The following is a 24500-nucleotide window of genomic DNA, read 5'->3' as shown; positions in this document are numbered from 1 at the left end:
TTTGACAAAGACTCATTAGTTGGCCATTCTTGAGGAGTGACTGACGCATCGCTACCGGTACCCTCTGCCGGCACCAGCGCGTCGATCGGTCAAGCAGTCCCTCGCGAGTACGCAATGTCAGGTGAACACGTTGCTCCGCGCGCGCAGATCGGCCCGAAGATCATGTTGTCGTCGCGCCAGAAGCGCCTCGCGCGAATTGCTGGTGCGCTGGCGCTGCCGCTACTGACCATTGGCATCGACGTCATTCTGGGTGTGCTCGTGTTCGTGGGGTTCTGGCTCATAGTGGTGCTGTTGTTCAGCGCCTTCGATGACTCCCCCACCTCTGGTCAAGCCGGCTTCGGCGACCTCAGCACGCTGACCTTCGTCGGCGTCGCCGCTATGCCCGTGATCATCGGCGTGGCCGCAGCAATTCTCCTCGGCATCACCGGTTTTCTGCTCAGCTGGCTGCTCCTTCGCCGTGCCCGTGTACGGCGGCCTGCCGCTGTGACCTGGGCAGGCATCGGGGTCTGCTTCGTACCGCAGCTGGCGGTGGTATCTGTGGCCTACTCCCTCTCGAACACCGTGGTGGCGACGCTTGTGTCTCCCGGAAACGCGGGCGAGGTGAGGTGGGAGATCTATGCTGCCGCGGCCGCGCTCACAGCGATCGTCTCCGCTGTCATCGGCGCCTTCGCCTGGTGGTGGATGGCCCACGCTCTGCGCGGGCGCTCCCTTCCGTCAGCCATGCCGCCGACCCTCACGCCCGACGCCGAGGCCACGGCGACGCTGCCCAGAGCATGATCAAGGCTCCCACGAGGAGCCCCCAGAACGCCGAGCCGATCCCTACGACCGAGACTCCCGACGCCGTGACGAGAAACGTCGCAGCGGCGGGGATGCGGTGCGAGACCTCGTCGATCGCCGTCGCCAGCGAAGACACGAGAGCTCCCAGCAGGGCGAGGCCGGCAACTGCCGTGATCAGAATCGGCGGTGAGGCGGAGATGAGGGCGACTGCGACGCCCGCAGCAAGGCCGAAGGCGATGTAGACGAACCCCGAAGTGACGGTGGCGACCCACCGTTTCGACTTGTCGGTGTGGGAGTCCGGGCCTGCCATGATGGCCGCCGTGATCGCCGCCAGGTTCACAGCGTGTGCCCCGAACAGCGCACCGATCGCGGTGGCAGCACCCGAGGCGACGAGGACAGGTCTCGGTGGCACTGAATAGCCGAACGTCGACATCACCACGAATCCAGGCACGTTCTGGCCCGCCATCGTCACGATGAAGAGCGGCAGGCCCAGACTCACGATCACGAGCCAGTCGAAGGTCGGCGCGACGAACGAGAGCTGCGGAACGATGTTCAGCGCGCTGCTGGTCAGCCAGCCGGAGCCCGCCGAGACACCGATCCCGATAGCGGCAACTCCCATGGCCGCAGGGACAGCCCACCGTGGAGCAATCCGAAAGAGCGCCAGCCACACCAGCACAACGGGAACGGCCAGAGCGGGTATCTGAATGATGGCCGAGACCGGTGCCAGGCAGATCGGGAACAGGATGCCCGCGAGCATCGCACTCGCAATCGATCTCGGTATGCGGGTGATCGCTGTGCCGAGGGCGGGCCAGAGCCCGCACAGCACAATGAGAACACCGCACACCATGAACGCTCCGACCGCAGCCGAGAAATTGTTCGTGGTGCTCGACGCGGCGATGAGAAGCGCAGCACCCGGCGTCGACCAGGCGAAGGAGATCGGCATTCGGTAGACGCGAGCGAGCACGATACAGAGGATGGCCGTGGCGAAGCACAGCGTCAGCAGGCCGGAGGAAGCCTGTGCATCCGTCGCCCCCACGGCGTGAAGGCCCGCAATGACGAGGGCGAAAGAACTCGCAAAGCCCGTGATCGCGGCGACGATTCCGGCGGCAACAGGTTGCGCCAGTGAAGCGCGGCCCGGTGGTGCCAGCGACGGCGCGAGCGGATCGCCCAGTGTTAGGCCGACTTCTCGATGCGCCGGGTGATCTCGCGGGGCACGATTGTCGGTGCGGCGTTGCTCACGACTGCCTCGCGGGTGATGATGACCTTTGCGACCTCGTCGGTGGAGGGCACCTCGAACATGATCGGGCCGAGCACCTCTTCCATGATGGCCCTGAGCCCGCGGGCGCCGGTCTTGCGAAGCACGGCCAGGTCGGCGATGGCTTCGAGAGCGTCTTTCTCGAAGTCGAGTTCAACCCCGTCGAGCTCGAACATGCGCTGGTACTGGCGCACCAGTGCGTTTCGGGGCACGGTCAGGATCTGCATGAGCGCGATCTGGTCGAGCGGCGTGACTGTGGTGACGACGGGCAGTCGACCGATGAACTCGGGGATGAGGCCGAACTTGTGCAGGTCTTCGGGGAGCACCTCGCTGAAGAGGTTGATGTCGTCGCGCTTGGAGTGCAGCGGGGCATTGAAGCCGATGCCGCGCTTGCCGGAGCGTTCGGCGACGATCTCTTCGAGCCCCGCGAAGGCACCGGCCACGATGAAGAGCACGTTGGTCGTGTCGATCGGAATGAATTCCTGGTGCGGGTGTTTGCGCCCGCCCTGCGGTGGAACCGAGGCGACCGTGCCCTCGAGGATCTTGAGGAGCGCCTGCTGCACGCCCTCACCAGACACATCGCGGGTGATCGACGGGTTCTCGGCCTTTCGGGCGATCTTGTCGATCTCGTCGATGTAGATGATGCCGGTCTCAGCCTTCTTCACGTCGAAGTCGGCGGCCTGCAGCAGTTTCAACAGGATGTTCTCGACATCTTCGCCGACGTAGCCCGCCTCGGTGAGGGCCGTGGCGTCAGCAACCGCGAACGGAACATTGAGCTGCTTAGCAAGGGTCTGCGCGAGGTACGTCTTGCCGCAGCCGGTCGGGCCGATCAGCAGGATGTTGCTCTTGGCGATCTCGACCTCATTGGCGACAGCGTCTGCAGACGTGAGGGTGTTCTTCGCGCGCACACGCTTGTAGTGGTTGTAGACCGCGACCGAGAGCGATTTCTTCGCCTGCTCCTGGCCGATGACGTACTCTTCGAGGAAGGCGAAGATCTCTTTCGGCTTCGGAAGCTCGAATTCGCTGGCGACTTCTTCGCCGCTCTCAGAGAGCCGTTCTTCGATGATCTCGTTGCACAGTTCGACACACTCGTCGCAGATGTAGACACCGGGGCCAGCGATGAGCTGCTGCACCTGTTTCTGGCTCTTACCGCAGAATGAACACTTGAGCAGGTCAGCGCTCTCCCCGATGCGTGCCATGTTCATCCTCCTCGTAAAAACCTGTGACAGCAGCCTAACCCGTGCCGCCGACAGTCGCCGCCATTGGGCGGGGCACCGTCATATTCCGCATGCGATGTTCACGCAGGGCTGGAGCAGTTCACGCACAACGACGAAATGGATGCCCGTAGGTTCGGGCATCCATTTCGATCGTCGTGCTACAGACGACTGGCGGTACTTATTTGACCAGCGCCGGCAGGTTCTTGCGCGAGGTCAGGACCTGGTCGATGATGCCGTACTCCACGGCGTCAGCGGCACTCAGGATGTTGTCGCGGTCGATGTCCTTGTTGACCTGCTCTGTGGTGCGGTTCGAGTGGAACGCGAGCGTGTCTTCGAGCCAGGTGCGCATACGGAGGATCTCGCGGGCCTGGATCTCGATGTCGGAGGCCTGGCCACCACCCTGCCCGCCAGCGGAGGGCTGGTGGATGAGGATGCGCGCGTTGGGCAGAGCGAGACGCTTGCCCGGCGTACCAGCAGCGAGGATGACTGCCGCAGCCGAAGCCGCCTGGCCGAGGCAGACGGTCTGGATGTTCGGCTTGACGTACTGCATCGTGTCATAGATCGCCGTCATCGCGGTGAACGAGCCACCGGGAGAGTTGATGTACATCTCGATGTCGCGGTCAGGATCCTGGCTCTCGAGCACGAGAAGCTGGGCCATGACGTCATCGGCTGAGGCGTCGTCGATCTGCACACCGAGAAAGATGATGCGGTCTTCGAAGAGCTTCGCGTACGGGTCCTGGCGCTTGTAGCCGTAGGCCGTGCGCTCTTCGAACGTCGGCAGGATGTAGCGGTTGGAGGGCGTGGTGCCATTGCCGTAGGGGCTGGCGATCGGCATTCCGCCGAAGGTGGGGGTTTCCATCGTTTTATCTCTGTTCTTGGGTCGAAGTCGCGACTAGTTGGATGCGGAGGGAACGGAGTCGGCGGTCTCAGTACCGCCGCCACCGGCCACGTCGGACGAGAATTCACGAACGTAGTCGACGAACCCGTACTCGAGTGCCTCCTGCGCGGTGAACCAGTTGTCGCGATCACCGTCGATCATGACCTGCTCGGGGGTCTTGCCGGTCTGCTCAGCGGTGAGCTCAGCCATGCGCTTCTTCATGTCGAGAATGAGCAGCGCCTGGGTCTGGATGTCGGCGCTCGTTCCACCGAAACCGCCAGACGGCTGGTGCAGCAGCACCCGAGCGTTCGGGGTGATGTAGCGCTTGCCCTTTGTGCCGGAGGAGAGCAGGAACTGCCCCATCGAGGCCGCCATGCCGATACCCACGGTGACGATGTCGTTCGAGACGAACTTCATCGTGTCGTAGATGGCCATGCCCGCGGTGATCGATCCGCCGGGCGAGTTGATGTAGAGGTAGATGTCGCGCTTGGGATCTTCTGCAGCAAGAAGCAGGATCTTGGCGCAGATCTCATTTGCCATGTCGTCACGAACTTCAGTGCCGAGCCAGATGATCCGGTCTTTCAGCAGACGTTCGAAAACACTGTTCGGCATCGCCATATCGGCCATGTTTGTCGCTCCAATTCACTTGCGGTACTTCGAATGTAGTGGAGCGTTCGCGCCGAAAAGCCCCTGTTCGCCGTGGGCAGAGTCTCGCCACAAATCGAGTCGCCCGAATGTGCGGCAAAAGGTGAAAAGTTGTGCGCGACGGGGAAAGTCGATCGAGTTTCCGTGTGCTGGGGTACGAAGAAGGGCCCCACGGATGATCGTGGGGCCCTTCTTCATGGAGTGCGTGCCGGCTGGACTAGTGCGAGTGACCTGCGTGGTCGTGACCGTCGTGGTCGTGACCTTCGTGGTCATCGTCGTCGCTGTCGGTGATCGTGAAGGGCTGGTCGGCATCGCGCGTCACGGCAGTGAACTCCGAGACATCGACGACGGCGCCGTTCGAGTCGGTGACGACAGCCTTGTCGAGAACGATCGCGAGCGCCTTGTTGCGGGCGACCTCGCCGACCATGGCGGGGATCTGGCCGTTCTGGTCGAGGACCTGAACGAACTCCTGCGGCTCCATGCCGTACTGGGCAGCGCTCTGGATGAGGTACTGGCTCAGTTCGTCTTGCGAGACCTTCACGCCCTCTTTCTCTGCGACGACGTCGAGAAGAATCTGGGTCTTGAACGTGGCGGTGCTCGACTCGGTGACCTCGGCGCGGTGCTCGTCGTCTTCGAGGCGGCTCTCGTTCTCGAGGTGGCGGTGCACCTCGTCTTCGATCAGCTTCGGCGGTACCGGCACCTCAACGAGGGCGAGCAGGGCTTCGAGCGTCTTGGTGCGGGCATCCGTCACCTGGCCGAACGTCTTCTGGCGGAGGGCCTGCACCTTGAGGTCGGCCTTCAGCTCGTCGATCGTGTCGAACTCGCTCGAGATCTGGGCGAAATCGTCGTCGGCTTCGGGAAGCTCGCGCTCCTTGACCGAGTTGACCGTGACCGTGATGAGCGCGTCTTTGCCGGCGAAGTCGCCGCCGAGAAGAGGAGCCTCGAACGAAGTAGTCTCACCGGCAGTCAGGGAGTCGAGAACTCCGTCGAGGCCTTCGAGCAGTTCGCCGGAGCCGACCTCGTAGGAGATGCCGGTCGCATTGTCGACCTCTGCGTCATCGATCGTGGCGATGAGGTCGAGCTGGGCGAAGTCGCCGGTCGCGATGGGGCGATCGACCGTGACGAGGGTGCCGAAGCGGGTGCGGAGCTTCTCGAGCTCAGCGTCGACCTCGTCGTCGCTCACCTCGAGGGCGTCAACGGTGATCGCGAGGCCTTCGTAGTCGGGGAGGTCGAGCTCGGGGCGAACGTCGACCTCGATGGCGAGCTGAAGATCGCCTGTGAAGTCCTTGTTGCTCGGCCATTCGACGATGTCGGCCTCGGGGCGGCCCAGCGGGCGAAGCTCCTGCTCTGCGATCGCGGCACGGTAGAAGCCGTCGAGCCCGTCGTTCACGGCGTGCTCGAGAACAGCCTCTTTGCCCACACGCTGGTCGATGAGGGGCGGCGGAACCTTGCCCTTGCGGAAGCCGGGAATGTTGACCTGCTCGGCGATGTGGCTGTAGGCGTGGTCAATGCTGGGCTTCAGCTCTTCGGGGGTAACCGAAATCGCCAGCTTGACGCGGGTGGGGCTGAGCTTTTCGACCGTGGTCTTCACGTTAAAGAATCTCCTGAGAACTGAATCTGTACTGCCTGAATCGGTACTGTGGTTTTCGAAATTACTTCGCGCACATCGGAATGCGCTGCGAGTCGGGGCGACAGGATTCGAACCTGCGACCTCTCGGTCCCAAACCGAGCGCTCTACCAAGCTGAGCTACGCCCCGGGAAATAAACCTCCGCAAGTCTAGTGCACAGACGTGGCGCGGAGTTCGAACAGGAGCTGCATCGCACGTGTGAGACGGCCAACCCGAACCTGTACTACGATATTCGAGTGCCGCCGGTCAGTATCCGGATGCACGCGGGGATGTAGCTCAATGGTAGAGCCTCAGTCTTCCAAACTGATCACGCGAGTTCGATTCTCGTCATCCCCTCTCCGTTACTGGTCTTGCCCGTCCCTGCCGGGCAAGACGGCTTCCCACCACAGTTTGCGAAACGTCCCTGCCGGGCACGACGCGCTACCGGTCTTCCCCGTCCTCGCCGGGCAGAACAGATCCGGCCTCCGTGCGCAGCCCTTCCGTGCTGGTCACAACGACTTTGCTCAACTTTTGCGGAATGTCCTCGCCGATAAAGACGACTGCCACCCCGTCTGCGACATCCTCCTGCCGAGCACAGGCCGGGTGCTGAGGCGCTAGAGGGCGAGGTGCGTGGGGCGGCCAGCCAGGAAGGTTGCGGCCACCGGCATCGTGCGCAGGGCGCCTGGCGCAGCATCCGTCGGGTCGAGCTCGGTGACGACCACGTCGGCGGGCAGGCCGACACCGATTGCGGCGACACCGTTCGTCGACGCTGCAAGGGCGGCATCGAACGCGAGGCGCTGCTCGGGGTGCCACGGGGCTCGCCCGTCTCGGGAGCGACCGATCGCCGCCGCGAGCGTTACCCACGGGTCCAGCGGCGCCACAGGCGCGTCAGAGCCGAGGAGCAGGGCCGCGCCCGATGCCCGGAGGCTCTCGAACACGAACGCGCGGTCGGTGCGACCCGCCCAGTAGCGGTCGGCGATGTCGCGGTCATCCATCGCGTGCTCGGGCTGCACGCTTGCGACGACTCCGAGAGCTGCGAACCGCGCCAGGTCGGTGACCGTCAACAGCTGTGCGTGCTCGATGCGCCCGCCACGGCCCAGCGCCTCGAAGGCATCGAGGGCGAGCCGGTTGGCGTGGTCCCCGATCGCGTGCACGGCCGGGGTCAGACCCGCGCCGGTCGCGCGTTCGAGCAGGCTGAGCAGGGCATCCGGTGCCACCGTGAGCATGCCACGGGAATGCGCATGCCCCTCGAAGCCCTCGTATTCGTCGAAACAGTAGGCGGTGCGCGTGCCCAGTGAGCCGTCGGTGATGACCTTGAACGGGCCGACGCTGAGGAGCCCGTTTGTGCCCGGGATGACGTCACCCGTACGCAACCCGGCGGCGATGCTCTGCTCGAGGCGCTCGGTGTAGATGCCGAACGACACCCGGAGCGCGGTGGTGCCGGCGGCGATACGGCGAGTCCAATCGACGAGGTTGTCACGCATCTCGAGATCGACGATGCCCACGATCCCGCGCCGGGCGGCGGCAGCAGCAGCGTCTGCGACGAACGCATCGCCCAACTTCTCCGGCACGTCGTCGAGCGAGCTCAGTACGGCGAAGCAGTCATCTTCACGAAGGTGGCCCGTGGGGTGATCCCCGAGGCCGTGCAGCGCGAGGGCCGCCGAGTTGAGCCAGCAGCCGTGCAGGTCGCCGCTGGCGAGAATGACCGGATGCCCGGGCGAGACGCGGTCGAGCAGATGCCGGTCGAGCGCCCCGGGATCGGCCCACATTCCATCGCGCACCCCGACACCGATGATGGCTCCTCCGGCCGGCTCGCGCCCTGATGCCTCCGCCTGCCGGTGAGCACGGAGCAGCCCCTCGACATCGCGGGCCGACTCCGCACCCGAGAGGTCGACCCGTCGGCTGAAGAGGGCCCACTGCGTGAAGTGCACGTGGTTGTCCCAGAGGCCCGGCATGAAGAAGCGCCCATCGAGCTCGTGCACCTCTGCCGTGGCGGGCGGGCGCACGATGCTGCTGGGCATGATCGCCCGGATGCGCCCGTCGGCGAGCAGAACGTCGATCTCCGCGTCGTTGCCCGGCACGCGCCCGCCGCGCAGGAACACATCGGGAGCAGACTCCGGGCGGGAACCCCGGGGCTGCAGAATGCCGTCGGTCATGCCCCCGGAACCCCGGTCGTCTCCGCTGGCAACACAGGCGCGTCGTGAATCCGCCGCATCTCAGCCGCGAGTGCCGGCTGGCGATAGTAGGTGTCGCCGTCGGCGAGTTCATGGATGATGCGCTCGACCGTCTCGGCGGGCCTGTTCTGGCTCAGTTTCGACTTCGCCTCGAATCGCGCGACCGTCAGTCGGAAACCCACCGTTCCAGCGCTGATTCGTGCCGAGTATTCCGCGTTCGCCAGCGTGCCGTTCATTCGGCGGGGTTCGGGCATCCGGTCTTCGAAGTGATCGACGAGCGTGGAGAGCACCTCGAGGTTCTCGGCGTCGGAGAGAATCTCGGGCACTCCGTGCAGGTGGGCCGAGATGAAGTTCCACGTCGGCACAGCGGGGTTCGCGTCATACCACCCTGGCGAGATGTAGCCGTGCGGGCCTTGCACCACCACGAGCACCTCGTGCTGGCCGAGTTCGTGCAGCCGTTCATCCGGTCGCCCCACGTGGCTCACGATGACGATCTCGTCGGCCGGAGCGTTCACGTCGAGGATGACGGGGTAGTGCGACGCCACGAGCCCCGCGCTGGTGTTGCTCACGAGCGTGACCCACGGGTTCTGCTCGATGAGCCGCCGGATCTCTGCGCGATCGTCGAGCGCGAAGCTCGGGTTGGTTCTCATCAGGCGACTTTAGCCGTTTCGGGGCCACTTCGAGGCCGAAGCGACCTCACGGCAGGCGGCCGGATGCCCGGCATCACTTCTGGCAGAACGGGCACCAGTAGAGCTTTCTGGCGGCCATCACCTCGACGACGATGTGTGTTCCGCAGACGCGGCACGGCAGTCCTTCGCGCTTGTAGACCCAGTGCCGGTCTTCGCGGTTGGCAAGCGCGAGCGCCTGGGCTTCGGGGTCGAGGCCGTCCATGGTGAGCATCTGGCCGGTGCGGATGCCGAGGTCGAGCAGGTGCACCCAGTCCGCCCACAGGGCGCGGGCCTGGTCTTCTGTGACCTTCTTGCCCGGAGTGTGCGGGTTCAGACGCGCGCGGAAGAGCATCTCGGCCCGGTAGACGTTGCCGATGCCGGCCACGACCGACTGGTCCATGAGCAGCTGGCCGACCGCCGTGGGTTTCGCGCGAAGGCGGGTGACGAACCGGTCTTCGGCGGCCGGGCTCCTGTCGGTGGCCGGGTCGGGGCCGAGTCGCTCGAGCACGGTGGCGAGCTGGGCCGGGTCGATGACCTCGCACGCCGTCGGGCCGCGCAGGTCGGCAACACTGTCTTCGGTCGCCAGTCGAACACGCACGGCGCCGACGGGTTCGGGCGGAAATGTGCTCAGATCGGTGTCTTTGGTGTGCTCGGTCTCTGCCATGCGCACTGCTCGCCGCAACCGCGGTGCACCGATACTGCCGAGTGCCTCTGACTCGGCGGTGATGGCCGAGATCGTGCCGAAGAAGTCCCAGGCGCCGTAGATGCCGAGATGGATGCGCAGCCACTTGTCATGCTCGAAACGCAGGAACATCTGCTTGCCCACGGCGCGGGCCTCGAGCATCCGGAGACCGTCGATTTCAGCGGCACCAGCGGCAAAGCGGCCCTGGGGAGAGCTCACGGCGACGAGGTGCCCGACGAAGTCACGCTCGAACTGGAGCGCGATGCGGTGGACGGAATGACCTTCAGGCATGACGGACCGGAGTGCCCCAGCGGGTCAGTGCAGGTCGGCCGGGTTGAACTGGCCGGTCGGCGTGGGATCAGAGGTGACGGATTCTGTGCCACCCGCATCGGGGCCGACGTACACGCCGGCGATCGCACCCGTTGCCTCGTACTCGGCGAGCTGGGCGATGCGGCGCACGTGGCGCTCCTCGAGGGAGAACGGTTCGCCGATGAAGGCGTCGATGAACGAGACGGCCTCGTCGACGGTGTGCTGGCGTGCGCCGATGGCAATGAGGTTCGCATCGTTGTGCTGGCGGGCCAGCACCGCGGTGGAGTGGCTCCAGACGAGGGCGGCGCGGGCGCCCTTCACCTTGTTCGCTGCGATCTGCTCGCCGTTGCCTGAGCCACCGAAGACGATACCGAGCGCCTCGACACCAGCCTGCTGGTCGCGCACGACGCCGAGCGCGGCATTGATGCAGAACGAAGGGTAGTCGTCGAGCGGTTCGTAGCTGGCCGGGCCGTGATCCACGACGTCGTGGCCTGCCGCTGTGAGGTGGTCGAAGAGGTGACAGCTGAAGTCGAGCCCCGCGTGGTCGGTGCCGAGGTGAATACGCATGAGTCAAGTTTAGGGGCCGGGTCTCTCGGGTGGGTGGCGAGCGTCACCCGGGTGACCACAAGGGGGCAGGGCTAGGCTTGGTGCGGGATTTCACGAGCGAACAGACAGCCCACGAGGCAGTTCAGCACGAAGTCCTTCGGCCGCGTGCGGCCGCATCCCACCGTCTACACACCACTACGGAGAACATCAGTTGCCTGGAGAAAACCTCACCCGCATCGAAGCACAGGAGCGCAAAGCGCTCGTCTCGGTGTCGAGCTACGACGTCACGCTCGACCTGACCCAGGGCGCGGAGACCTTTCTGAGTACCACGACCGTTCGGTTCACCGCCAGCGCCGGCGCATCGACGTTCATCGACGCGATCACGAAGAACGTGCACTCTGTGCTGTTGAACGGGGTCGACCTCGAACCGGCTTCGGTCAGCGATGGTGTGCGCATCCAGCTCGACGACCTCTCGGACGACAACATCCTGACCGTGGTTGCCGACGCGATGTACACGAACACCGGTGAGGGGCTGCACCGCTTCGTCGACCCGGTCGACGGTGAGGTCTACCTCTACAGCCAGTTCGAAGTGCCCGATTCACGCCGCGTCTTCGCCGTGTTCGAGCAGCCCGACCTCAAGGCGACCTTCACCTTCACGGTGACCGCGCCCGACTACTGGCAGGTCATCTCCAACTCCCCCACGCCCGAACCCGTCGCCACCGGCGTCGGCACGGCGACCTGGAGCTTCGAGACCACGCCCATCCTCTCGTCCTATGTCACAGCGATCGTCGCCGGGCCCTACGTGGCCTGGCACAGCGAGCTGACGTCGAGCGACGGCAGAGTGATTCCCCTGGGCGTGTTCTCGCGGGCATCCCTCGCCCAGTACATGGATGCCGACTACGTCTTCGACACGACCCGCAAGGGTTTCGAGTTCTACGAGAAGGCATTCGCCTACCCTTACCCGTTCACGAAGTACGACCAGATGTTCGTGCCCGAGTTCAACGCCGGTGCCATGGAGAACGCGGGGGCAGTGACCTTCACAGAGTCGTACGTGTTCAGAAGCAAGGTGACGGATGCCCAGCGGGAGCGCCGCGTCGTGACCATCCTGCACGAACTCGCCCACATGTGGTTCGGGGACCTGGTCACCATGAAGTGGTGGAACGACCTGTGGCTGAACGAGTCGTTCGCCGAGTACATCTCGACGCTCGCCACTGCTGAGGCGACCGAGTGGCACGGCGCCTGGGCGACGTTCGCGTCAACCGAGAAGAGCTGGGCCTACCGCCAGGACCAGCTGCCCTCGACGCACCCCATCTTTGCCACGATCAACGACCTCGACGACGTGCAGGTCAACTTCGACGGAATCACCTACGCCAAGGGCGCGTCTGTACTCAAGCAGCTCGTCTCGTGGGTGGGCCAGGAACAGTTCCTCGCCGGTGTCGGGCAGTACTTCCAGAAGCACGCGTACTCGAACACCGAGCTCACCGACCTGCTCATGGAGCTGGAATCGACCAGCGGTCGTGACCTTGCCGAGTGGTCGGCGCTCTGGCTCGAGACGGCCGGCGTCAACACGCTGCGCCCCGAGATCGAGACGGACTCCGACGGTGTGATCACCTCGTTCGCCATCACCCAGACGGCGATCGAGGAGTACCCGACGATCCGCCCGCATCGCCTCGCTGTCGGTTTCTACAACCTTCACGAAGGCGCGCTCATCCGGAACCATCGGGTGGAACTCGACGTTGCCGGCGAGACGACAGTGGTCGATGAACTCATCGGGCTCTCGAGGCCAGACCTGGTGCTGCTCAACGACGATGACCTGGCGTACGCGAAGATCCGCCTCGACGAGCTGTCGTTGCAGACCGCCATCGATCACCTTGCCGCGATCGAAGACGGGCTCGCCCGCTCGATCGTGTGGGGTTCGGCGTGGGACGCCACGCGCGATGCAGAGACGCGCCCACGAGACTTCGTTCGCCTGGTGCTCGGCAACATCGCCACCGAGAGTGAGAGCACCACACTCCGCACGGCCCTCAACCAGCTGGTGCTGACGGCAAAGCTCTATGTCGCTCCTTCGTTCAGCCAGGAGGCGGTCGCCCACGCGGCGACGGAGCTCTGGTCGCTCGCGCGAAACGCTGCTCCCGGTTCTGACGAGCAGTTCCAGTTCGTGAAGTTCTTCGCCGCGGTTGCCAGCTCCGCTGACGATCTGGCGGTCGTGGCCGGGCTCAGGGACGGCTCCGTCGCACTCGACGGGCTCGCGATCGACACCGACCTCACGTGGGACCTGCTGACCGCTCTCGTGGCGAACGGAGTGGCGGGAGAGACGGAGATCGCCGAGGCCCTCGCGGCAGACAACACGGCCACCGGCGCCCAGTCGGCGGCGAGCGCCAGGGCATCGATTCCCACGGCCGAGGCGAAAGCTGCTGCCTGGGCATCGCTTGTCGACACCGATACGGCGTCGAACCTCATCGTTCGGGCCACGACCGCTGGTTTCCAACGCTCGAACGACGACGCGCTGCTGCAGCCATACATTGCGAAGTACTTCGAGGTCGTGAAAGAGCTGTGGGAGACCCGCAGCTACCAGATCGCGGCAACCCTCATCACCGGGCTGTACCCGGCTGGGCTCGCGAGCCAGGAACTCCGTGATGCAACGCAGGCCTGGCTCGACACCGACCCGGAGCCGGCCGCACTTCGCCGTCTCGTGGTCGAGAACCTCGCCGGCGTCGACCGCGCCCTCGCTGCCCAGGCCAAAGACGCCGCTTGATCTTGCGGCGTGTCTGACGCCACGCACGCGCTGCGATTGCCACTCCGCCGAGGCCGATCGGCGGACCAACCGAGTTCGGGCGAGCGTTCACGGGCTGCCTGCGCTCTGGCGTTCCCCAGTTTCACCGTTGCATGCTCGCCCGACAGCGAACCCGAGGTCGCTAGCGAAGCTGGGCCGAATGCCTCGGGCAATGCCAAGGGACGGGTGAGTACGATTGGGCACAAATGAATGAATTCTGGGCCAGCGTCGGGGACTTCTACACGACGTTCCAGCACCTGATCAACATCGTGCTGATCATCCTCGGAGCCCTGATCGCCCGGTGGATCCTGTTGAGGTCGGTCGACCGCGTCGTGAAGCGCGTGGTCACCGGCGTCAAGAAGAAGCATGACGCCGAGAACACCCAGGAGCTCCCCGCCTCTCCGGTGGCCGCCGTACGTGTGGTTCAGCGCACCCGCACCATGGGCAGCGTGCTCTCGAACGTGATCACCTGGTCGATCGTCGTCTTCGCCTTCATCATGATCCTCGGCGAACTGCAGTTCCAGGTCACGGCCCTTGTCGCGAGCGCCGGTGTCATCGGGGCCGCCCTCGGTTTCGGCGCCCAGAACGTCATCAAAGACATGCTCAACGGCCTGTTCATGGTGGTCGAAGACCAGCTCGGCGTCGGCGACGTTGTCGACCTCGGCCCCGCGACCGGTGTGGTCGAGGCCGTCGGCATTCGGGTGACGACGCTTCGCGACGTCAACGGCACACTCTGGTTCGTGCGCAACGGCGAGATCCTTCGCGTCGGCAACATGTCGCAGGGCTGGGCGCGGGTCATCATCGACCTCGCCATCCCCTACGATACCGACGTCGACGCCGTACAGGCACGCATGCTCGAAACGGCGAACGAGCTCGCCCTGAACCCCAAGTGGCGGTCGCGAATCCTCGAGAAACCCGAGATCTGGGGGCTCGAGAGCATCTCGGCCGAGGCCCTCGTGATCCGCCTCGTCATAAAGACGCGCACCAACGCCAAAGACGATGTCGCACGCGAGCTCCGGATGATGCTCAAACGTTCGCTCGATGCGATGGGCGTGAAGCTGCCTTCGCTGAACAGCATCGTTCTCACGGGATTCGAGGGTGCATCATCCGTCGCAGGCGCCCGGCCACCGCGCACCAAGTCGATTCCCACCCCGACACCCGCAGACCCCGGGCGTACCCCCGGCTCCCCCACTGGCAAGGCGTGACACCATGACCGACGAAACCCAGCGCCCCACGGGCATCCCACTGATCCCGGTGGTGCCGACGGCGTCGGTGCCGGCAACCGAATCCGGCACCACGTTCTACGAGCAGCTCGGCGGCCGCCCCACGTTCGAGGCCCTGGTGCGCGAGTTCTACCGCGGCGTCGCGGGTGACCCGGTCTTGAAGCCGATGTACCCCGAAGACGACCTCGAAGGGGCCATCCAGCGATTGACGGGCTTTCTCGAGCAGTACTGGGATGGCCCGACCACCTACAGCCAGCAGCGCGGTCACCCGAGGCTGCGGATGCGGCACAACCCGTTCAAGGTCAACCCCGATGCCCGCGACCGATGGTTGGCACACATGAGGGTCGCCGTCGACTCCCTGGCGCTGCCGCCGCTTCAGGAGGCGACCCTGTGGGACTATCTCGAACGCGCAGCGCATGCCATGGTGAATACGTTCGACGAGTAACGGAATACGCAGGTCTCGGATCTGGGCGGGCTCGGGCCTTCGAGATTCGCGCTGGGCATCACCGCTGTGAAACCACGATTTCGAGACCGACACCGAGACCGAGACTGAGACTGAGACTGAGACTGAGACAAGGATGTTTCTGATGACAGACCCCGAAGAGACCGATGTCATCGTTGTCGGGGCGGGGCTCGCAGGCCTGGTCGCCACCGCAGAACTCGTCGATGCCGGTCGGAGGGTCACCATCGTCGAGCAGGAGCCGGCGGCCTCGCTCGGGGGCCAGGCGTGGTGGTCGTTCGGTGGGCTGTTCCTGGTCGACAGCCCGGAGCAGCGTCGGCTCGGGGTGCGCGACAGCCTCGAACTCGCCCGGCAGGACTGGTTCGGCTCTGCCGGTTTCGACCGCCCGGAGGACTATTGGCCGAGGCGCTGGGCAGAGGCCTACCTGCAGTTCGCCGCCGGGGAGAAGCGTTCGTGGCTCCGCCAGCGGGGCGTGCGGTTCTTTCCTGTGGTCGGCTGGGCCGAGCGAGGCGGTTACACCGCGAACGGGCACGGCAACTCAGTACCGCGGTTTCACATCACCTGGGGAACGGGACCGGGCGTCGTCGCCCCCTTCGCGGCCCGCGTGCAGGCCGGGGTCGACGCGGGCCTCGTCACCATGCTGCACCGACACCGCGTGGACGCCCTGGAGGTGACCGGCGGGCGCGTGACCGGCGTCAGTGGCAGCGTTCTCGAGGCATCGGGCGCGGCCCGCGGTGAGACCAGTTCACGGGAGGTGAAGGGCGAGTTCTCGCTGCGATCCTCTGCCGTGATCGTGACGAGCGGGGGCATCGGGGGCAACCACGACCTGGTGCGCGCGAACTGGCCGGTTCGAATGGGGCAGGCACCAACATCCATGCTCTCGGGCGTACCCGCACACGTCGACGGCCGGATGCTCGGCATCACCCAGGCGGCCGGCGCGCGCCTCGTCAACACTGATCGCATGTGGCACTACACCGAGGGGGTGACCAATTTCGATCCCGTGTGGCCCCGGCACGGAATCCGGATTCTGCCGGGGCCCTCGTCGCTGTGGCTCGACGCGACGGGCAAGCGACTCCCGGTACCTCTGTTCCCCGGCTTCGATACGCTCGGAACACTCGAGCACATCGTCTCGACGGGGTTCGACTACAGCTGGTTCGTGCTCACCCAGAAGATCATCGAGAAGGAGTTCGCGCTCTCGGGCAGCGAGCAGAACCCTGACCTCACGGGCAAAGACCTGCGGCTGCTGGCCGCGCGCATCGGCCCCGGCGCGCCGGGGCCGATAGAGGCGTTCAAGGCGAGGGGTGTCGACTTCATCGTGGCAGACACGCTGAACGAGCTTCTGGCAGGCATGCAGCGTCTGTCGGGCGCCGGTGAGTCCGGCCCGAGCCCGCTGAACGCCGACCTCGTCGAGAGCGAGATCCGGGCGCGCGACCGCGAGATCGACAATGTGTTCACCAAAGATGCACAGATCACCGCGATTCGGGGTGCGAGAAACTACCGCGGCGACAGGCTGATCCGCGTGGCGGCTCCCCACAAGCTCCTCGATCCGAAGGCCGGGCCGCTGATCGCCGTCAAACTGCACGTTCTCACCCGCAAGTCACTCGGCGGCATAGAAACCGATCTGTCGGGGCGTGCTCGTGGTGTCGATGGCACTCCGATCGACGGGCTGTATGCCGCAGGCGAGGCGTCAGGCTTCGGTGGCGGCGGGATGCACGGCTACCGTTCGCTCGAAGGCACTTTTCTGGGCGGCTGCATCTTCTCGGGCCGCCAGGCCGGCCGTGCTGTTGCCGCGCAACTCTGACGTGCCCCGCCTCGCATCGAGTTGCCCGATTGTGCGAGCATCTCGCGAAATCGGTGCGCAATCGGGAAAGTCGATCACGTGGGCAGGGCCGGCGCGCCCGCGTTCAGCGTGTGAGGATGTGGCCGCGACGGGTTGTGAGGCGGGTCCATGGCCCCGACTCGTACAGAGCGACGGGGTCATCAGGGCGCAGGAAGCCCAGGCTCACCGCGGCAAACGCGGCCCCGGCAGCAGTTCGTCGGTCGATGTCGGGAATCGCGCGGCCCCAGACCTCTGAGCGGACCTTGTGCACGAGTTGCTCGCCCGTGTCGGGCGGGAGAGCCGCCGCGACCTCAGAGATACCCTCTCCGGCCGACCGCTCCAGCACGGCTGCGTCGACGAGGCCGAGGTTCGTCCACCCCCCGCGAGGTGGTGAGATCCCGGCCCACGCCATGAGGCCCTCGGCAGGCGGAAGGGAGACGTCGACAGGGCCCGTCTCTCCGTTCACTGTGACCGAGAGCATCGCCAGTCGGTCGAGCAGAGCGCGGATCGAGACGATCTCGTCGAACTGTACGGTCTTGTCGGTCAGGGCGAACGTACGAAGCCCGAGAACGGTCGGGGCATCGTCGAGCAACCCCTTGGGTGCCAGCACTGACGCATAGACCGCGAGCACGCCCTGGCCGCCGATCAGGCGCACCGAGCCGGTGCCGATCCGCGCTGCACGTCCCAGAAAGACCTTGAGGTCTCCGAGGGAGAGCGCGTCGACGAGAGAAAACGAATGAACCATCAGCTTCTAAACTACTTCAAGGAAACGGTTCGTGCGTGTTCTGGCACAGCTGTTGCAGTACTGAGATGGAGGCTTCATGACGAATCCGAATGCTGATCCGATGGCCGATCTTCTGGCGACGCTGACACTCACCGATACGGGCGCCCGAACGGCAGAAGACATCTTCACCGCCCCTTCGCAGTGGACCGCCCACGGTCGCGTCTTCGGTGGCCAGGTGCTCGCCCAGTCGCTCATCGCGGCACAGCACACCGTCGGCGGTGAACGGCCGGCGCACTCCATGCACGGGTACTTCCTGCGGCCCGGAGACACCTCGAAGCCCATCACCTTCTCCGTCGACCGGATCCATGACGGCCGCTCGTTCTCGACGCGTCGGACGCAGGCGTATCAGGATGGCCTTCCGATCCTGTCGATGATCGCCTCGTTCCAGGCAGTCGGGCCGGGCCTCGACCACCAGATCGACATACCCGCCGGCCTGCCGAGCCCCGAAGAGTTGCCCAGCGTCGCTGAACTCATCGGCCACATCGATCACCCCGTCGCCCAGAACTGGGCGCACCAGCGCCCGTTCGACATTCGGCACGTGGGTTCACCGATCTACCTGTCCTCCGATCCCAATCCGGTCGAATACCAGGCCATCTGGATGAAATCGATCGGCCCGCTCCCCGACGACCCGGATCTCCACCGCGCAGCGATGGCCTACGCCAGCGACTATTCGCTGCTTGAACCGATCTTTCGCCGCCACAGCGTCGTCTGGGTCACTCCCGGTCTCAAGTCGGCCAGTCTCGATCACGCGATGTGGTGGCACCGCCCAGGGCGGGCGGACGAGTGGATGCTCTACGTGCAGGAATCCCCAAGCGCCCAGGGTGGCCGAGGGCTGGCGACCGGCCGTATCTACTCGCAGGCGGGCATCCTGCTCGCGTCTGTGGCGCAGGAAGGCATGGTACGGGTTCCCGTGCACTGAGGAGCATGGTTCCTCTGCTGGCTGCGCGTCGCTGAGGTCACCACCCCGAGGGTGTTTCAGCGGCGTTTGTTGAAGACCACCGGTTCGTCGACGTAGGGCTGCCATGCCGCGCGCTCCTCGTCGGTGATGCGCCTGGGTCGCTGCGTCGCCGCGTCGACCAGAACGAGCGTGGTGGATGCCCGGGTGAAGAGCGTCGCCGGTTCGACACCCTCGGGGCTCCAGACCTCGTAGCAGAGCTCGAGGCTCGCACCACCGAGTCGACTGATCCACAAGTGGAGGTCGAGCGGCTGTCGAAGGAACGGAATCGGTGCCAGGTATTCGACCTCCTGGTGGGCGACCAGGCTGAGCGTCGCGGACCCGAGATCGGCATTGATGACCGCCATCGTGGTTCCTTCGATCGACGTGCGGTCGCCCGTCTCGCCGGACTCCGATGTCTTCAGCTGGATTCCGGGTTCGTCAGTCGCCCAGAAGGCCTGCACGCGCGCCTCTTCGAGAAGCCGCAGGATCTGTACGTTGTTGACGTGCCCGTACGCGTCGAGGTCGGACCAGCGCAGGCGGGTGGGGATGTGGAGTCTCATCGGCGTGCGCCGCGCCTAGTCGCGAGTGAGCTTGCGGTACGCGGAACGATGGGGCTTTGCCGCATCGGGGCCGAGCCGCTCGATCTTGTTCTGCTCGTACGACTCGAAGTTTCCCTCGAACCAGTACCAGTTTGCCGGATCGTCTTCGGTGCCTTCGTACGAGAGGATGTGCGTGGCGATGCGGTCGAGGAACCACCGGTCGTGTGTGATGACCACAGCGCAGCCAGGGAACTCGAGCAGGGCGTTCTCGAGGCTGCCGAGCGTTTCGACGTCGAGGTCGTTCGTCGGTTCGTCGAGCAGCAGCAGGTTGCCCCCCTGTTTGAGCGTGAGCGCCAGGTTGAGGCGGTTCCGCTCCCCGCCGGAGAGGACCCCCGCAGCCTTCTGCTGGTCAGGACCCTTGAAACCGAACGTCGAGACGTAGGCACGGGAGGGGATCTCCGTCTTGCCGACCTGGATGTAGTCCTGGCCGTCGGAGACGACCTCCCAGAGGGTCTTCTTCGGATCGATGCCGCCCCTGTCCTGGTCGACGTAGGAGATGTCGACAGTGTCGCCGATGACCAGCTCACCGGAGTCGAGCGGCTCGAACCCCACGATGGTCTTGAACAGCGTCGACTTGCCGACGCCGTTCGGGCCGATGACGCCGACGATGCCATTTCGGGGCAACGTGAAGCTGAGGTCGTCGATGAGCACGCGCTCTCCGAACCCCTTGTGCAGGTGCTTCGCATCGATGACCTGCGAACCGAGGCGCGGGCCCACGGGAATCACGATCTCCTCGAAGTCGAGCTTCTTGGTGCGCTCGGCTTCGGTCGCCATCTCTTCGTAGCGGGCAAGGCGTGCCTTGGACTTCGCCTGGCGTCCCTTGGCGTTCGACCGCACCCATGCGAGCTCTTCAGCGAGTCTCTTCGAGAGCTTGGCGTCTTTCTTGCCCTGCACCATGAGCCGTTCCTGCTTCTTCTCGAGGTAGGTCGAGTAGTTGCCCTCGTAGGGGTACAGGTGCCCACGGTCGACTTCGGCGATCCACTCCGCGACGTGGTCGAGGAAGTACCGGTCGTGTGTCACGGCGAGAACGGCACCGTGATATTTCGCCAGGTGCTGCTCGAGCCAGAGCACACTCTCGGCGTCGAGGTGGTTCGTCGGTTCGTCGAGCAGGAGGAGGTCGGGCTTCTGCAGCAGCAGCTTGGTGAGCGCGACGCGACGCTTCTCGCCACCGGAGAGGTTGGCGACACTGGCATCGCCGGGCGGGGTTCGCAGGGCATCCATCGCCTGTTCGAGCTGGGAGTCGAGATCCCAGGCGTCTTCGGCGTCGATCTGCTCCTGCAGTGTGCCCATTTCGGCCAGCAGCGTGTCGAAGTCGGCGTCAGGGTCGGCCAGCTCCTGGGAGATCTCATTGAAGCGGTCGACCTTGGCCTTGATCGGGCCAACCCCCTCTTGCACGTTCTCGAGGACCGTCTTCGTCTCGTCGAGTTCAGGCTCCTGCATGAGGATGCCGACGGTGTAGCCCGGGCTGAGTTTGGCCTCACCGTTGCTTGGTGTGTCGAGCCCGGCCATGATCTTCAGGATGGTCGACTTGCCGGCCCCGTTGGGACCGACAATGCCGATCTTCGCCCCGGGCAGGAATGCCATCGTGACGTCGTCGAGGATCAGTTTGTCGCCCACGGCCTTGCGGGCGCGCACCATGGAATAAATGTATTCGGCCATGGCTACCAGTCTATTGGGCGCGTCTCACCGATCAGACAGCCACCCGTACCCAGCGCGGGCGCAACGATGCTCGTGTAGTGGCCGAAACCGTACTGGCCGATGAGGCACTGCCCCCCAATGGCGACGGAGAACTGGATCGAATCGGCCTTGACGCCCACGGTGGTCACGTCGGGAGTCACCTGCATGTCGGCGACAGCGAATCCGCCCGAGCGGAGCGCAGAGATGAAAGCGACCCCGTCTGCTTGGCTGTTCGCCGCCGCAGCAGTCGTGATGACGCCGGCATTGACGAAGTCGAAGAATGCCTGGTTCTGCGCGGCCGTTCCATTGGCAACGTGAACAGGAGCAACCGAAGGCGACGGAGACGGCGCAGGTGCAGCCGATGTCGATGGTGTCGCGGTGGGACCCGGCGAAGGCGCAGAGGTGCACCCCGCGAGTGCGAACACAGCGCCGACAGACACCGCAGCCAGAATGCCCAGCTGTTGCGCACCACGCATGACCGCTCTCCTACTCATCTGGTTGTACCCGCCCCTGTGCCACGTAGTCTAAGCGGGCCAGCATGGAGAAAAGCTCAGAAGCCAGGACAAGCGCGGTTCGGCGCTCCGGAAGCCCACGAGGGCATCGGTACGTCAGCCGGTTGGTGTGTTGCTGGCGACAGCGGTCACTTCCACAGCGATGTCGTCAGCGAACTCGCTACCGTCGACGTCGTCAAAGTCATCATCGTCGTCGCCGTCATCGACGTCGTCGTCTTCAGCGTCAGCGACCTCGACGTCGACACGCCCGTGGTCGCTCCAGGCTGCCTGCGGCCGCCCGCTGGCCGCGTCAGAGCCGGCATCGGCGGCCACACCCTGGCCGAGCGAGGAGTTCCAATCGGCTGCACCCCCCGGAGACAACGCCGGGAAACCCGAGACCGGTAGCGTGAATGGATCAGGGTCACCTGCTGGCAGGAACCCTCCACCATGCACCTGCCCACCAGCACTCTGCCCGGCCGGCAGTGCATCGCTCAGGTCGTTCCGCGAACCTGAGCCTGCGGGCACGTTCTGGCCACGGGATGACGCGTCTCGTGAAAGGGCCTGTGCGCCGGCGGATGACCCCGCCGTTCTGGTGAAGACCGACCGACCCCAGGCGAGATCATGGCCGACGGAATCGGCCTCGATCTCCACGGTGATACCCGCTCGCTCCGTGCCCTGCCATTCCCGGATGCGCAGCCGACCCGTGGCTACGACCCGGTCGCCCTTACTGATTGATTGTGCGAGGTTCGAAGCGAGTTGCCTGAACGACGCGACGGTGTACCAGTTCGTTCCCGCATCGACCCAGGCATTCTTGTTGCGGTCGAACCGGCGCTGGCTGGACGCCAGCCGGAAAGTGGTCACCTCCAGCCCGTCGTTGGTGGTGAGGAATCTCGGCTCTGTTGCCACGACTCCGGTCAGCGAAATGGTGTCGGTCACGGTTGTCTTCTCTCTCTCGTCGACAGGCACGATGGCCCGGTGAGACGACTCTGCCCCGTCGCGAACGCGGCGGGGCAGAGGAAGAACAAGACTGTGCAGAGCATCCGCTCGCCCAGGATTGTGAGGGAGAAGCACCAGGATTGTGAGGGTGAAGCGCCAGGATTGTGAGGGAGAAGAATACGGGTCAGGCTGCCGTGATGTACTGCGCGAAACTCTTTCGCACCTTGTTCACCTTGGGCACCGCCACCGCCATGCAATAGCCCTGGCCGGGGTTCTTGGCGAAGAAGTCCTGGTGGTACTCCTCAGCCGAGAAGAATTCGGTGAGCGGCACAACCTCGGTGACCACCGTGCCGTCCCACAGGTCTGCGGCGCGCACGACCGACGCGTCGAACAACGCTTTCTGCTCCGGGCTGGAGTAGAACATGGCTGATCGGTACTGGGTACCCACGTCGTTGCCCTGGCGGTTGAGCTGGCGAGGATCGTGCAGCGTGAAGAACACGTCCAGGATGACATCGGCGGGGATCACGTCGGGGTCGAAGGTCACAGCCACAACTTCGGCATGCCCAGTGCGACCGGTGCAGACCTGTTCGTAACTGGGGTTCGGAACCTCCCCGCCCGTGTAACCCGAGACGACGTCGGTGACGCCGTGGAGTGTGCGATAGACAGCATCGAGGCACCAGAAACAACCGCCCGCGAGAACAAAGGTTTGCATGGATCAAGCGTACGACGAGCCACGCAGGGTTCGACCCCCGGCGCTCTGCTTGGAGCGAACGGGCTGCGGTGTCGGAGGCTGCTCGTAGAGTCAGCCACACGAAGACAACAAGCCCGGGCCGGCGCTGAGAATGGAGAACCACGATGCCGATCACCTCCACCCCGACCCCGATGCTCCGCAGCTCGCCGGTACTCCGCCAGGTGCGGCCGACGCTGTGGCGTGTGATTCGTGCCGATGGGTCACTGGCCGGGTACATAGCGAGGGCAGGCGATGCCGAGGGCGCGCGAACAGTAGGCGTGGCAACGGCACCCCGGTTCGAAGCCCGCCGCCTTGTTGTATCGACAAGGCAGATCATGCAGATCGGTGACTTCGCGTCGATAAATGATGCGCTCACCTGCTTCTTGTGACCCTCCCGCACGTATCCAGCGCCACACGCGCGGCGTGCCCGGGCATTCCGGGAACGCGGAGGTAGTCTTCCCCCATGGAATGGTGGAGCAACTTTCTCAACTGGACTCAGACAGACGGTGGCGCATTCGTCATCACCAGCATTGCCGTGCCGACCGTGTCGATCATCGCGGCTGGGCTTCTGGCCGCGTGGATAGCGAGCGGTTCGATCAAGCGGCTCCTCGCCGGCAGGGATCGCGAACTGAAAGTCGCTGCAATCGGTGCACTGGTCGACGCCGCAGAGCAGGCGTCGGTCTGGAACTCCCTGTCACCACAGGAGCAGATTCTGTCTGACAGGGCGACAGGCCAGGCCGACATCCAGGTGCGCCTGCTTCCCATTAAGGGAGCTTCTGTCGCTGCGAACTGGGCAGCGCACTCCCTCGGCGAGATGAAGCGCAACTCGGCGACGTTCGGCTACCAGATCGAACCCGCGGTCGTGCAGTTCCGTGACCAGCTCGTCGAATGGCAGCATCGACCAGGCCGCACCCGCCGCGCCTTCCAAGGCGATCTCGAGCGCTGGAAGACGCAGTCTGCAGACACCGAGAACACTCTTCGTGAGCAGCAGGAAGCCTGGGTCGCACAACAGCATCATGAACAGTACGCCGCTGCGCCTGCGGCAGTTGCGCCTGCCGTCACGCCAGCTGCACAAGCCACTTCCGGCGCTACCGTCACCGCTGCCGGCGACACCACTGCACCCACCGTTGCCTACGCTGCACCGGCACACAGTGCGCCTGCCGCAGCCGCGTACTCACGGTCATCCATACCGGCAGCATCAATCGAGACCAAACCGCGCGTTGCGCCGAGCGACCTCGACACACAGCGGGTGCTGAGCGATGTCGACGCCGTCGAGCGGCAGATCGAGGCAACGTCCGGGCGCTGAGCCGGGCA

23 protein-coding genes and 2 tRNA genes are annotated in these 24500 nt (G+C 65.0%); 9 read left to right on the top strand and 16 right to left on the bottom strand.

The genetic code is table 11. The annotated features are described in order from the left end of the window. Positions 1-36: 36 nt before the first annotated feature. The gene (locus KPL76_RS09055; RefSeq protein WP_216332505.1) at positions 37-777 is read left to right on the top strand and encodes a hypothetical protein; all 741 of its coding nucleotides are present in this window, start codon (positions 37-39) and stop codon (positions 775-777) included. Here KPL76_RS09055 and KPL76_RS09050 read toward each other — a convergent pair. The 6 genes from KPL76_RS09050 to KPL76_RS09025 all read right to left on the bottom strand — a co-directional run bounded on the left by KPL76_RS09050 (position 734) and on the right by KPL76_RS09025 (position 6528). After that, on the bottom strand, positions 734-1876 hold the full coding sequence (locus tag KPL76_RS09050; protein WP_256438733.1) for a benzoate/H(+) symporter BenE family transporter: 1143 nt from the start codon (positions 1874-1876) through the stop codon (positions 734-736). The two genes, KPL76_RS09055 and KPL76_RS09050, sit on opposite strands and share 44 nt — an antisense overlap. Before the next feature lie 74 nt (positions 1877-1950). Continuing rightward, entirely contained in the window at positions 1951-3231 is a 1281-nt protein-coding gene (gene clpX / locus KPL76_RS09045) for an ATP-dependent Clp protease ATP-binding subunit ClpX (RefSeq protein ID WP_305803663.1), read from the bottom strand. A 196-nt stretch (positions 3232-3427) separates the two neighbouring features. Further along, a complete protein-coding gene (locus KPL76_RS09040; RefSeq protein ID WP_205109729.1) occupies positions 3428-4108 on the bottom strand; it encodes an ATP-dependent Clp protease proteolytic subunit in 681 nt (226 codons plus the stop codon). 33 nt (positions 4109-4141) lie between these two features. After that, the gene (locus KPL76_RS09035; protein WP_371733954.1) at positions 4142-4744 is read right to left on the bottom strand and encodes an ATP-dependent Clp protease proteolytic subunit; all 603 of its coding nucleotides are present in this window, start codon (positions 4742-4744) and stop codon (positions 4142-4144) included. Between the two features lie 244 nt (positions 4745-4988). Then, positions 4989-6362 carry a trigger factor gene (tig, locus tag KPL76_RS09030; protein ID WP_216332501.1) on the bottom strand — a complete coding sequence of 458 codons (1374 nt, stop codon included), beginning with the start codon at positions 6360-6362 and terminating at the stop codon, positions 4989-4991. A gap of 92 nt (positions 6363-6454) precedes the next feature. Next, positions 6455-6528 (bottom strand) — tRNA-Pro (locus KPL76_RS09025). Positions 6529-6664: 136 nt separating this feature from the next. Between KPL76_RS09025 and KPL76_RS09020 the strand changes: the two genes are divergently transcribed. Continuing rightward, positions 6665-6735, top strand: a tRNA-Gly gene (locus tag KPL76_RS09020). A 257-nt stretch (positions 6736-6992) separates the two neighbouring features. Here KPL76_RS09020 and KPL76_RS09015 read toward each other — a convergent pair. The 4 genes from KPL76_RS09015 to KPL76_RS09000 all read right to left on the bottom strand — a co-directional run bounded on the left by KPL76_RS09015 (position 6993) and on the right by KPL76_RS09000 (position 10778). Beyond that, entirely contained in the window at positions 6993-8534 is a 1542-nt protein-coding gene (locus tag KPL76_RS09015; RefSeq protein WP_216332492.1) for an amidohydrolase, read from the bottom strand. Further along, a complete protein-coding gene (locus tag KPL76_RS09010) occupies positions 8531-9202 on the bottom strand; it encodes an FMN-binding negative transcriptional regulator (protein ID WP_216332490.1) in 672 nt (223 codons plus the stop codon). The genes KPL76_RS09015 and KPL76_RS09010 overlap by 4 nt, the downstream gene beginning before the upstream one ends. Positions 9203-9275: 73 nt before the next feature. Continuing rightward, a complete protein-coding gene (locus KPL76_RS09005) occupies positions 9276-10193 on the bottom strand; it encodes an Fpg/Nei family DNA glycosylase (RefSeq protein ID WP_216332488.1) in 918 nt (305 codons plus the stop codon). A gap of 24 nt (positions 10194-10217) precedes the next feature. Continuing rightward, the gene (locus tag KPL76_RS09000; protein WP_216332486.1) at positions 10218-10778 is read right to left on the bottom strand and encodes a ribose-5-phosphate isomerase; all 561 of its coding nucleotides are present in this window, start codon (positions 10776-10778) and stop codon (positions 10218-10220) included. Positions 10779-10968: 190 nt separating this feature from the next. Here KPL76_RS09000 and pepN point away from each other — a divergent pair, with 190 nt between their 5' ends. From pepN to KPL76_RS08980, 4 genes are all read left to right on the top strand, one after another. Next, entirely contained in the window at positions 10969-13512 is a 2544-nt protein-coding gene (gene pepN, locus KPL76_RS08995) for an aminopeptidase N (RefSeq protein WP_216332484.1), read from the top strand. A gap of 224 nt (positions 13513-13736) precedes the next feature. Further along, complete coding sequence (locus tag KPL76_RS08990; protein WP_216332482.1) at positions 13737-14735, top strand: mechanosensitive ion channel family protein; 999 nt, start codon at positions 13737-13739, stop codon at positions 14733-14735. 4 nt (positions 14736-14739) lie between these two features. Next, the gene (locus tag KPL76_RS08985) at positions 14740-15198 is read left to right on the top strand and encodes a globin (RefSeq protein ID WP_216332480.1); all 459 of its coding nucleotides are present in this window, start codon (positions 14740-14742) and stop codon (positions 15196-15198) included. Positions 15199-15340: 142 nt separating this feature from the next. After that, positions 15341-17014, top strand: coding sequence for an FAD-binding dehydrogenase (locus KPL76_RS08980; RefSeq protein WP_216332478.1), 1674 nt, complete (start codon positions 15341-15343; stop codon positions 17012-17014). 103 nt (positions 17015-17117) lie between these two features. Here KPL76_RS08980 and KPL76_RS08975 read toward each other — a convergent pair whose 3' ends face one another. After that, positions 17118-17777, bottom strand: coding sequence for a hypothetical protein (locus KPL76_RS08975; RefSeq protein WP_216332476.1), 660 nt, complete (start codon positions 17775-17777; stop codon positions 17118-17120). Between the two features lie 76 nt (positions 17778-17853). Between KPL76_RS08975 and KPL76_RS08970 the strand changes: the two genes are divergently transcribed. After that, complete coding sequence (locus KPL76_RS08970) at positions 17854-18735, top strand: acyl-CoA thioesterase II (RefSeq protein ID WP_216332474.1); 882 nt, start codon at positions 17854-17856, stop codon at positions 18733-18735. 56 nt (positions 18736-18791) lie between these two features. Here the strand turns inward: KPL76_RS08970 and KPL76_RS08965 are convergent, their stop codons facing one another. From KPL76_RS08965 to msrA, 5 genes are all read right to left on the bottom strand, one after another. Further along, the gene (locus KPL76_RS08965) at positions 18792-19313 is read right to left on the bottom strand and encodes a thioesterase family protein (RefSeq protein ID WP_216332472.1); all 522 of its coding nucleotides are present in this window, start codon (positions 19311-19313) and stop codon (positions 18792-18794) included. A 15-nt stretch (positions 19314-19328) separates the two neighbouring features. Beyond that, entirely contained in the window at positions 19329-21011 is a 1683-nt protein-coding gene (gene ettA / locus KPL76_RS08960) for an energy-dependent translational throttle protein EttA (protein ID WP_205109760.1), read from the bottom strand. A gap of 2 nt (positions 21012-21013) precedes the next feature. After that, on the bottom strand, positions 21014-21505 hold the full coding sequence (locus KPL76_RS08955; RefSeq protein WP_253201967.1) for a hypothetical protein: 492 nt from the start codon (positions 21503-21505) through the stop codon (positions 21014-21016). 132 nt (positions 21506-21637) lie between these two features. Next, complete coding sequence (locus tag KPL76_RS08950; RefSeq protein WP_216332468.1) at positions 21638-22456, bottom strand: single-stranded DNA-binding protein; 819 nt, start codon at positions 22454-22456, stop codon at positions 21638-21640. Between the two features lie 184 nt (positions 22457-22640). Further along, positions 22641-23168 (bottom strand): peptide-methionine (S)-S-oxide reductase MsrA, encoded by a 528-nt coding sequence (gene msrA / locus KPL76_RS08945; RefSeq protein ID WP_216332466.1) that lies wholly within the window; start codon positions 23166-23168, stop codon positions 22641-22643. Positions 23169-23311: 143 nt separating this feature from the next. Between msrA and KPL76_RS08940 the strand changes: the two genes are divergently transcribed. Both KPL76_RS08940 and KPL76_RS08935 read left to right on the top strand, forming a co-directional pair. After that, a complete protein-coding gene (locus tag KPL76_RS08940) occupies positions 23312-23575 on the top strand; it encodes a hypothetical protein (RefSeq protein ID WP_216332464.1) in 264 nt (87 codons plus the stop codon). A 74-nt stretch (positions 23576-23649) separates the two neighbouring features. Beyond that, positions 23650-24492 (top strand): hypothetical protein, encoded by an 843-nt coding sequence (locus tag KPL76_RS08935; RefSeq protein WP_216332456.1) that lies wholly within the window; start codon positions 23650-23652, stop codon positions 24490-24492. The last annotated feature ends 8 nt before the right edge of the window (positions 24493-24500 follow it).

The organism is Subtercola sp. PAMC28395 (assembly GCF_018889995.1).
Taxonomy (GTDB): Bacteria; Actinomycetota; Actinomycetes; order Actinomycetales; family Microbacteriaceae; genus Subtercola.
This window is presented reverse-complemented; position numbering and strand designations above follow the sequence as displayed.

What these genes read in the sequence shown, in the direction of transcription:
- clpX (WP_305803663.1), bottom strand. Translation starts at nt 3,231, where the DNA reads ATGGCACGCATCGGGGAGAGCGCTGACCTGCTCAAGTGTTCATTCTGC.
- KPL76_RS09040 (WP_205109729.1), bottom strand. Translation starts at nt 4,108, where the DNA reads ATGGAAACCCCCACCTTCGGCGGAATGCCGATCGCCAGCCCCTACGGC.
- KPL76_RS09035 (WP_371733954.1), bottom strand. Translation starts at nt 4,744, where the DNA reads ATGGCGATGCCGAACAGTGTTTTCGAACGTCTGCTGAAAGACCGGATC.
- KPL76_RS09015 (WP_216332492.1), bottom strand. Translation starts at nt 8,534, where the DNA reads ATGACCGACGGCATTCTGCAGCCCCGGGGTTCCCGCCCGGAGTCTGCT.
- KPL76_RS09010 (WP_216332490.1), bottom strand. Translation starts at nt 9,202, where the DNA reads ATGAGAACCAACCCGAGCTTCGCGCTCGACGATCGCGCAGAGATCCGG.
- KPL76_RS09005 (WP_216332488.1), bottom strand. Translation starts at nt 10,193, where the DNA reads ATGCCTGAAGGTCATTCCGTCCACCGCATCGCGCTCCAGTTCGAGCGT.
- KPL76_RS09000 (WP_216332486.1), bottom strand. Translation starts at nt 10,778, where the DNA reads ATGCGTATTCACCTCGGCACCGACCACGCGGGGCTCGACTTCAGCTGT.
- KPL76_RS08990 (WP_216332482.1), top strand. Translation starts at nt 13,737, where the DNA reads ATGAATGAATTCTGGGCCAGCGTCGGGGACTTCTACACGACGTTCCAG.
- KPL76_RS08985 (WP_216332480.1), top strand. Translation starts at nt 14,740, where the DNA reads ATGACCGACGAAACCCAGCGCCCCACGGGCATCCCACTGATCCCGGTG.
- KPL76_RS08980 (WP_216332478.1), top strand. Translation starts at nt 15,341, where the DNA reads ATGACAGACCCCGAAGAGACCGATGTCATCGTTGTCGGGGCGGGGCTC.
- KPL76_RS08975 (WP_216332476.1), bottom strand. Translation starts at nt 17,777, where the DNA reads ATGGTTCATTCGTTTTCTCTCGTCGACGCGCTCTCCCTCGGAGACCTC.
- KPL76_RS08970 (WP_216332474.1), top strand. Translation starts at nt 17,854, where the DNA reads ATGACGAATCCGAATGCTGATCCGATGGCCGATCTTCTGGCGACGCTG.
- KPL76_RS08965 (WP_216332472.1), bottom strand. Translation starts at nt 19,313, where the DNA reads ATGAGACTCCACATCCCCACCCGCCTGCGCTGGTCCGACCTCGACGCG.
- ettA (WP_205109760.1), bottom strand. Translation starts at nt 21,011, where the DNA reads ATGGCCGAATACATTTATTCCATGGTGCGCGCCCGCAAGGCCGTGGGC.
- KPL76_RS08955 (WP_253201967.1), bottom strand. Translation starts at nt 21,505, where the DNA reads ATGCGTGGTGCGCAACAGCTGGGCATTCTGGCTGCGGTGTCTGTCGGC.
- msrA (WP_216332466.1), bottom strand. Translation starts at nt 23,168, where the DNA reads ATGCAAACCTTTGTTCTCGCGGGCGGTTGTTTCTGGTGCCTCGATGCT.
- KPL76_RS08940 (WP_216332464.1), top strand. Translation starts at nt 23,312, where the DNA reads ATGCCGATCACCTCCACCCCGACCCCGATGCTCCGCAGCTCGCCGGTA.
- KPL76_RS08935 (WP_216332456.1), top strand. Translation starts at nt 23,650, where the DNA reads ATGGAATGGTGGAGCAACTTTCTCAACTGGACTCAGACAGACGGTGGC.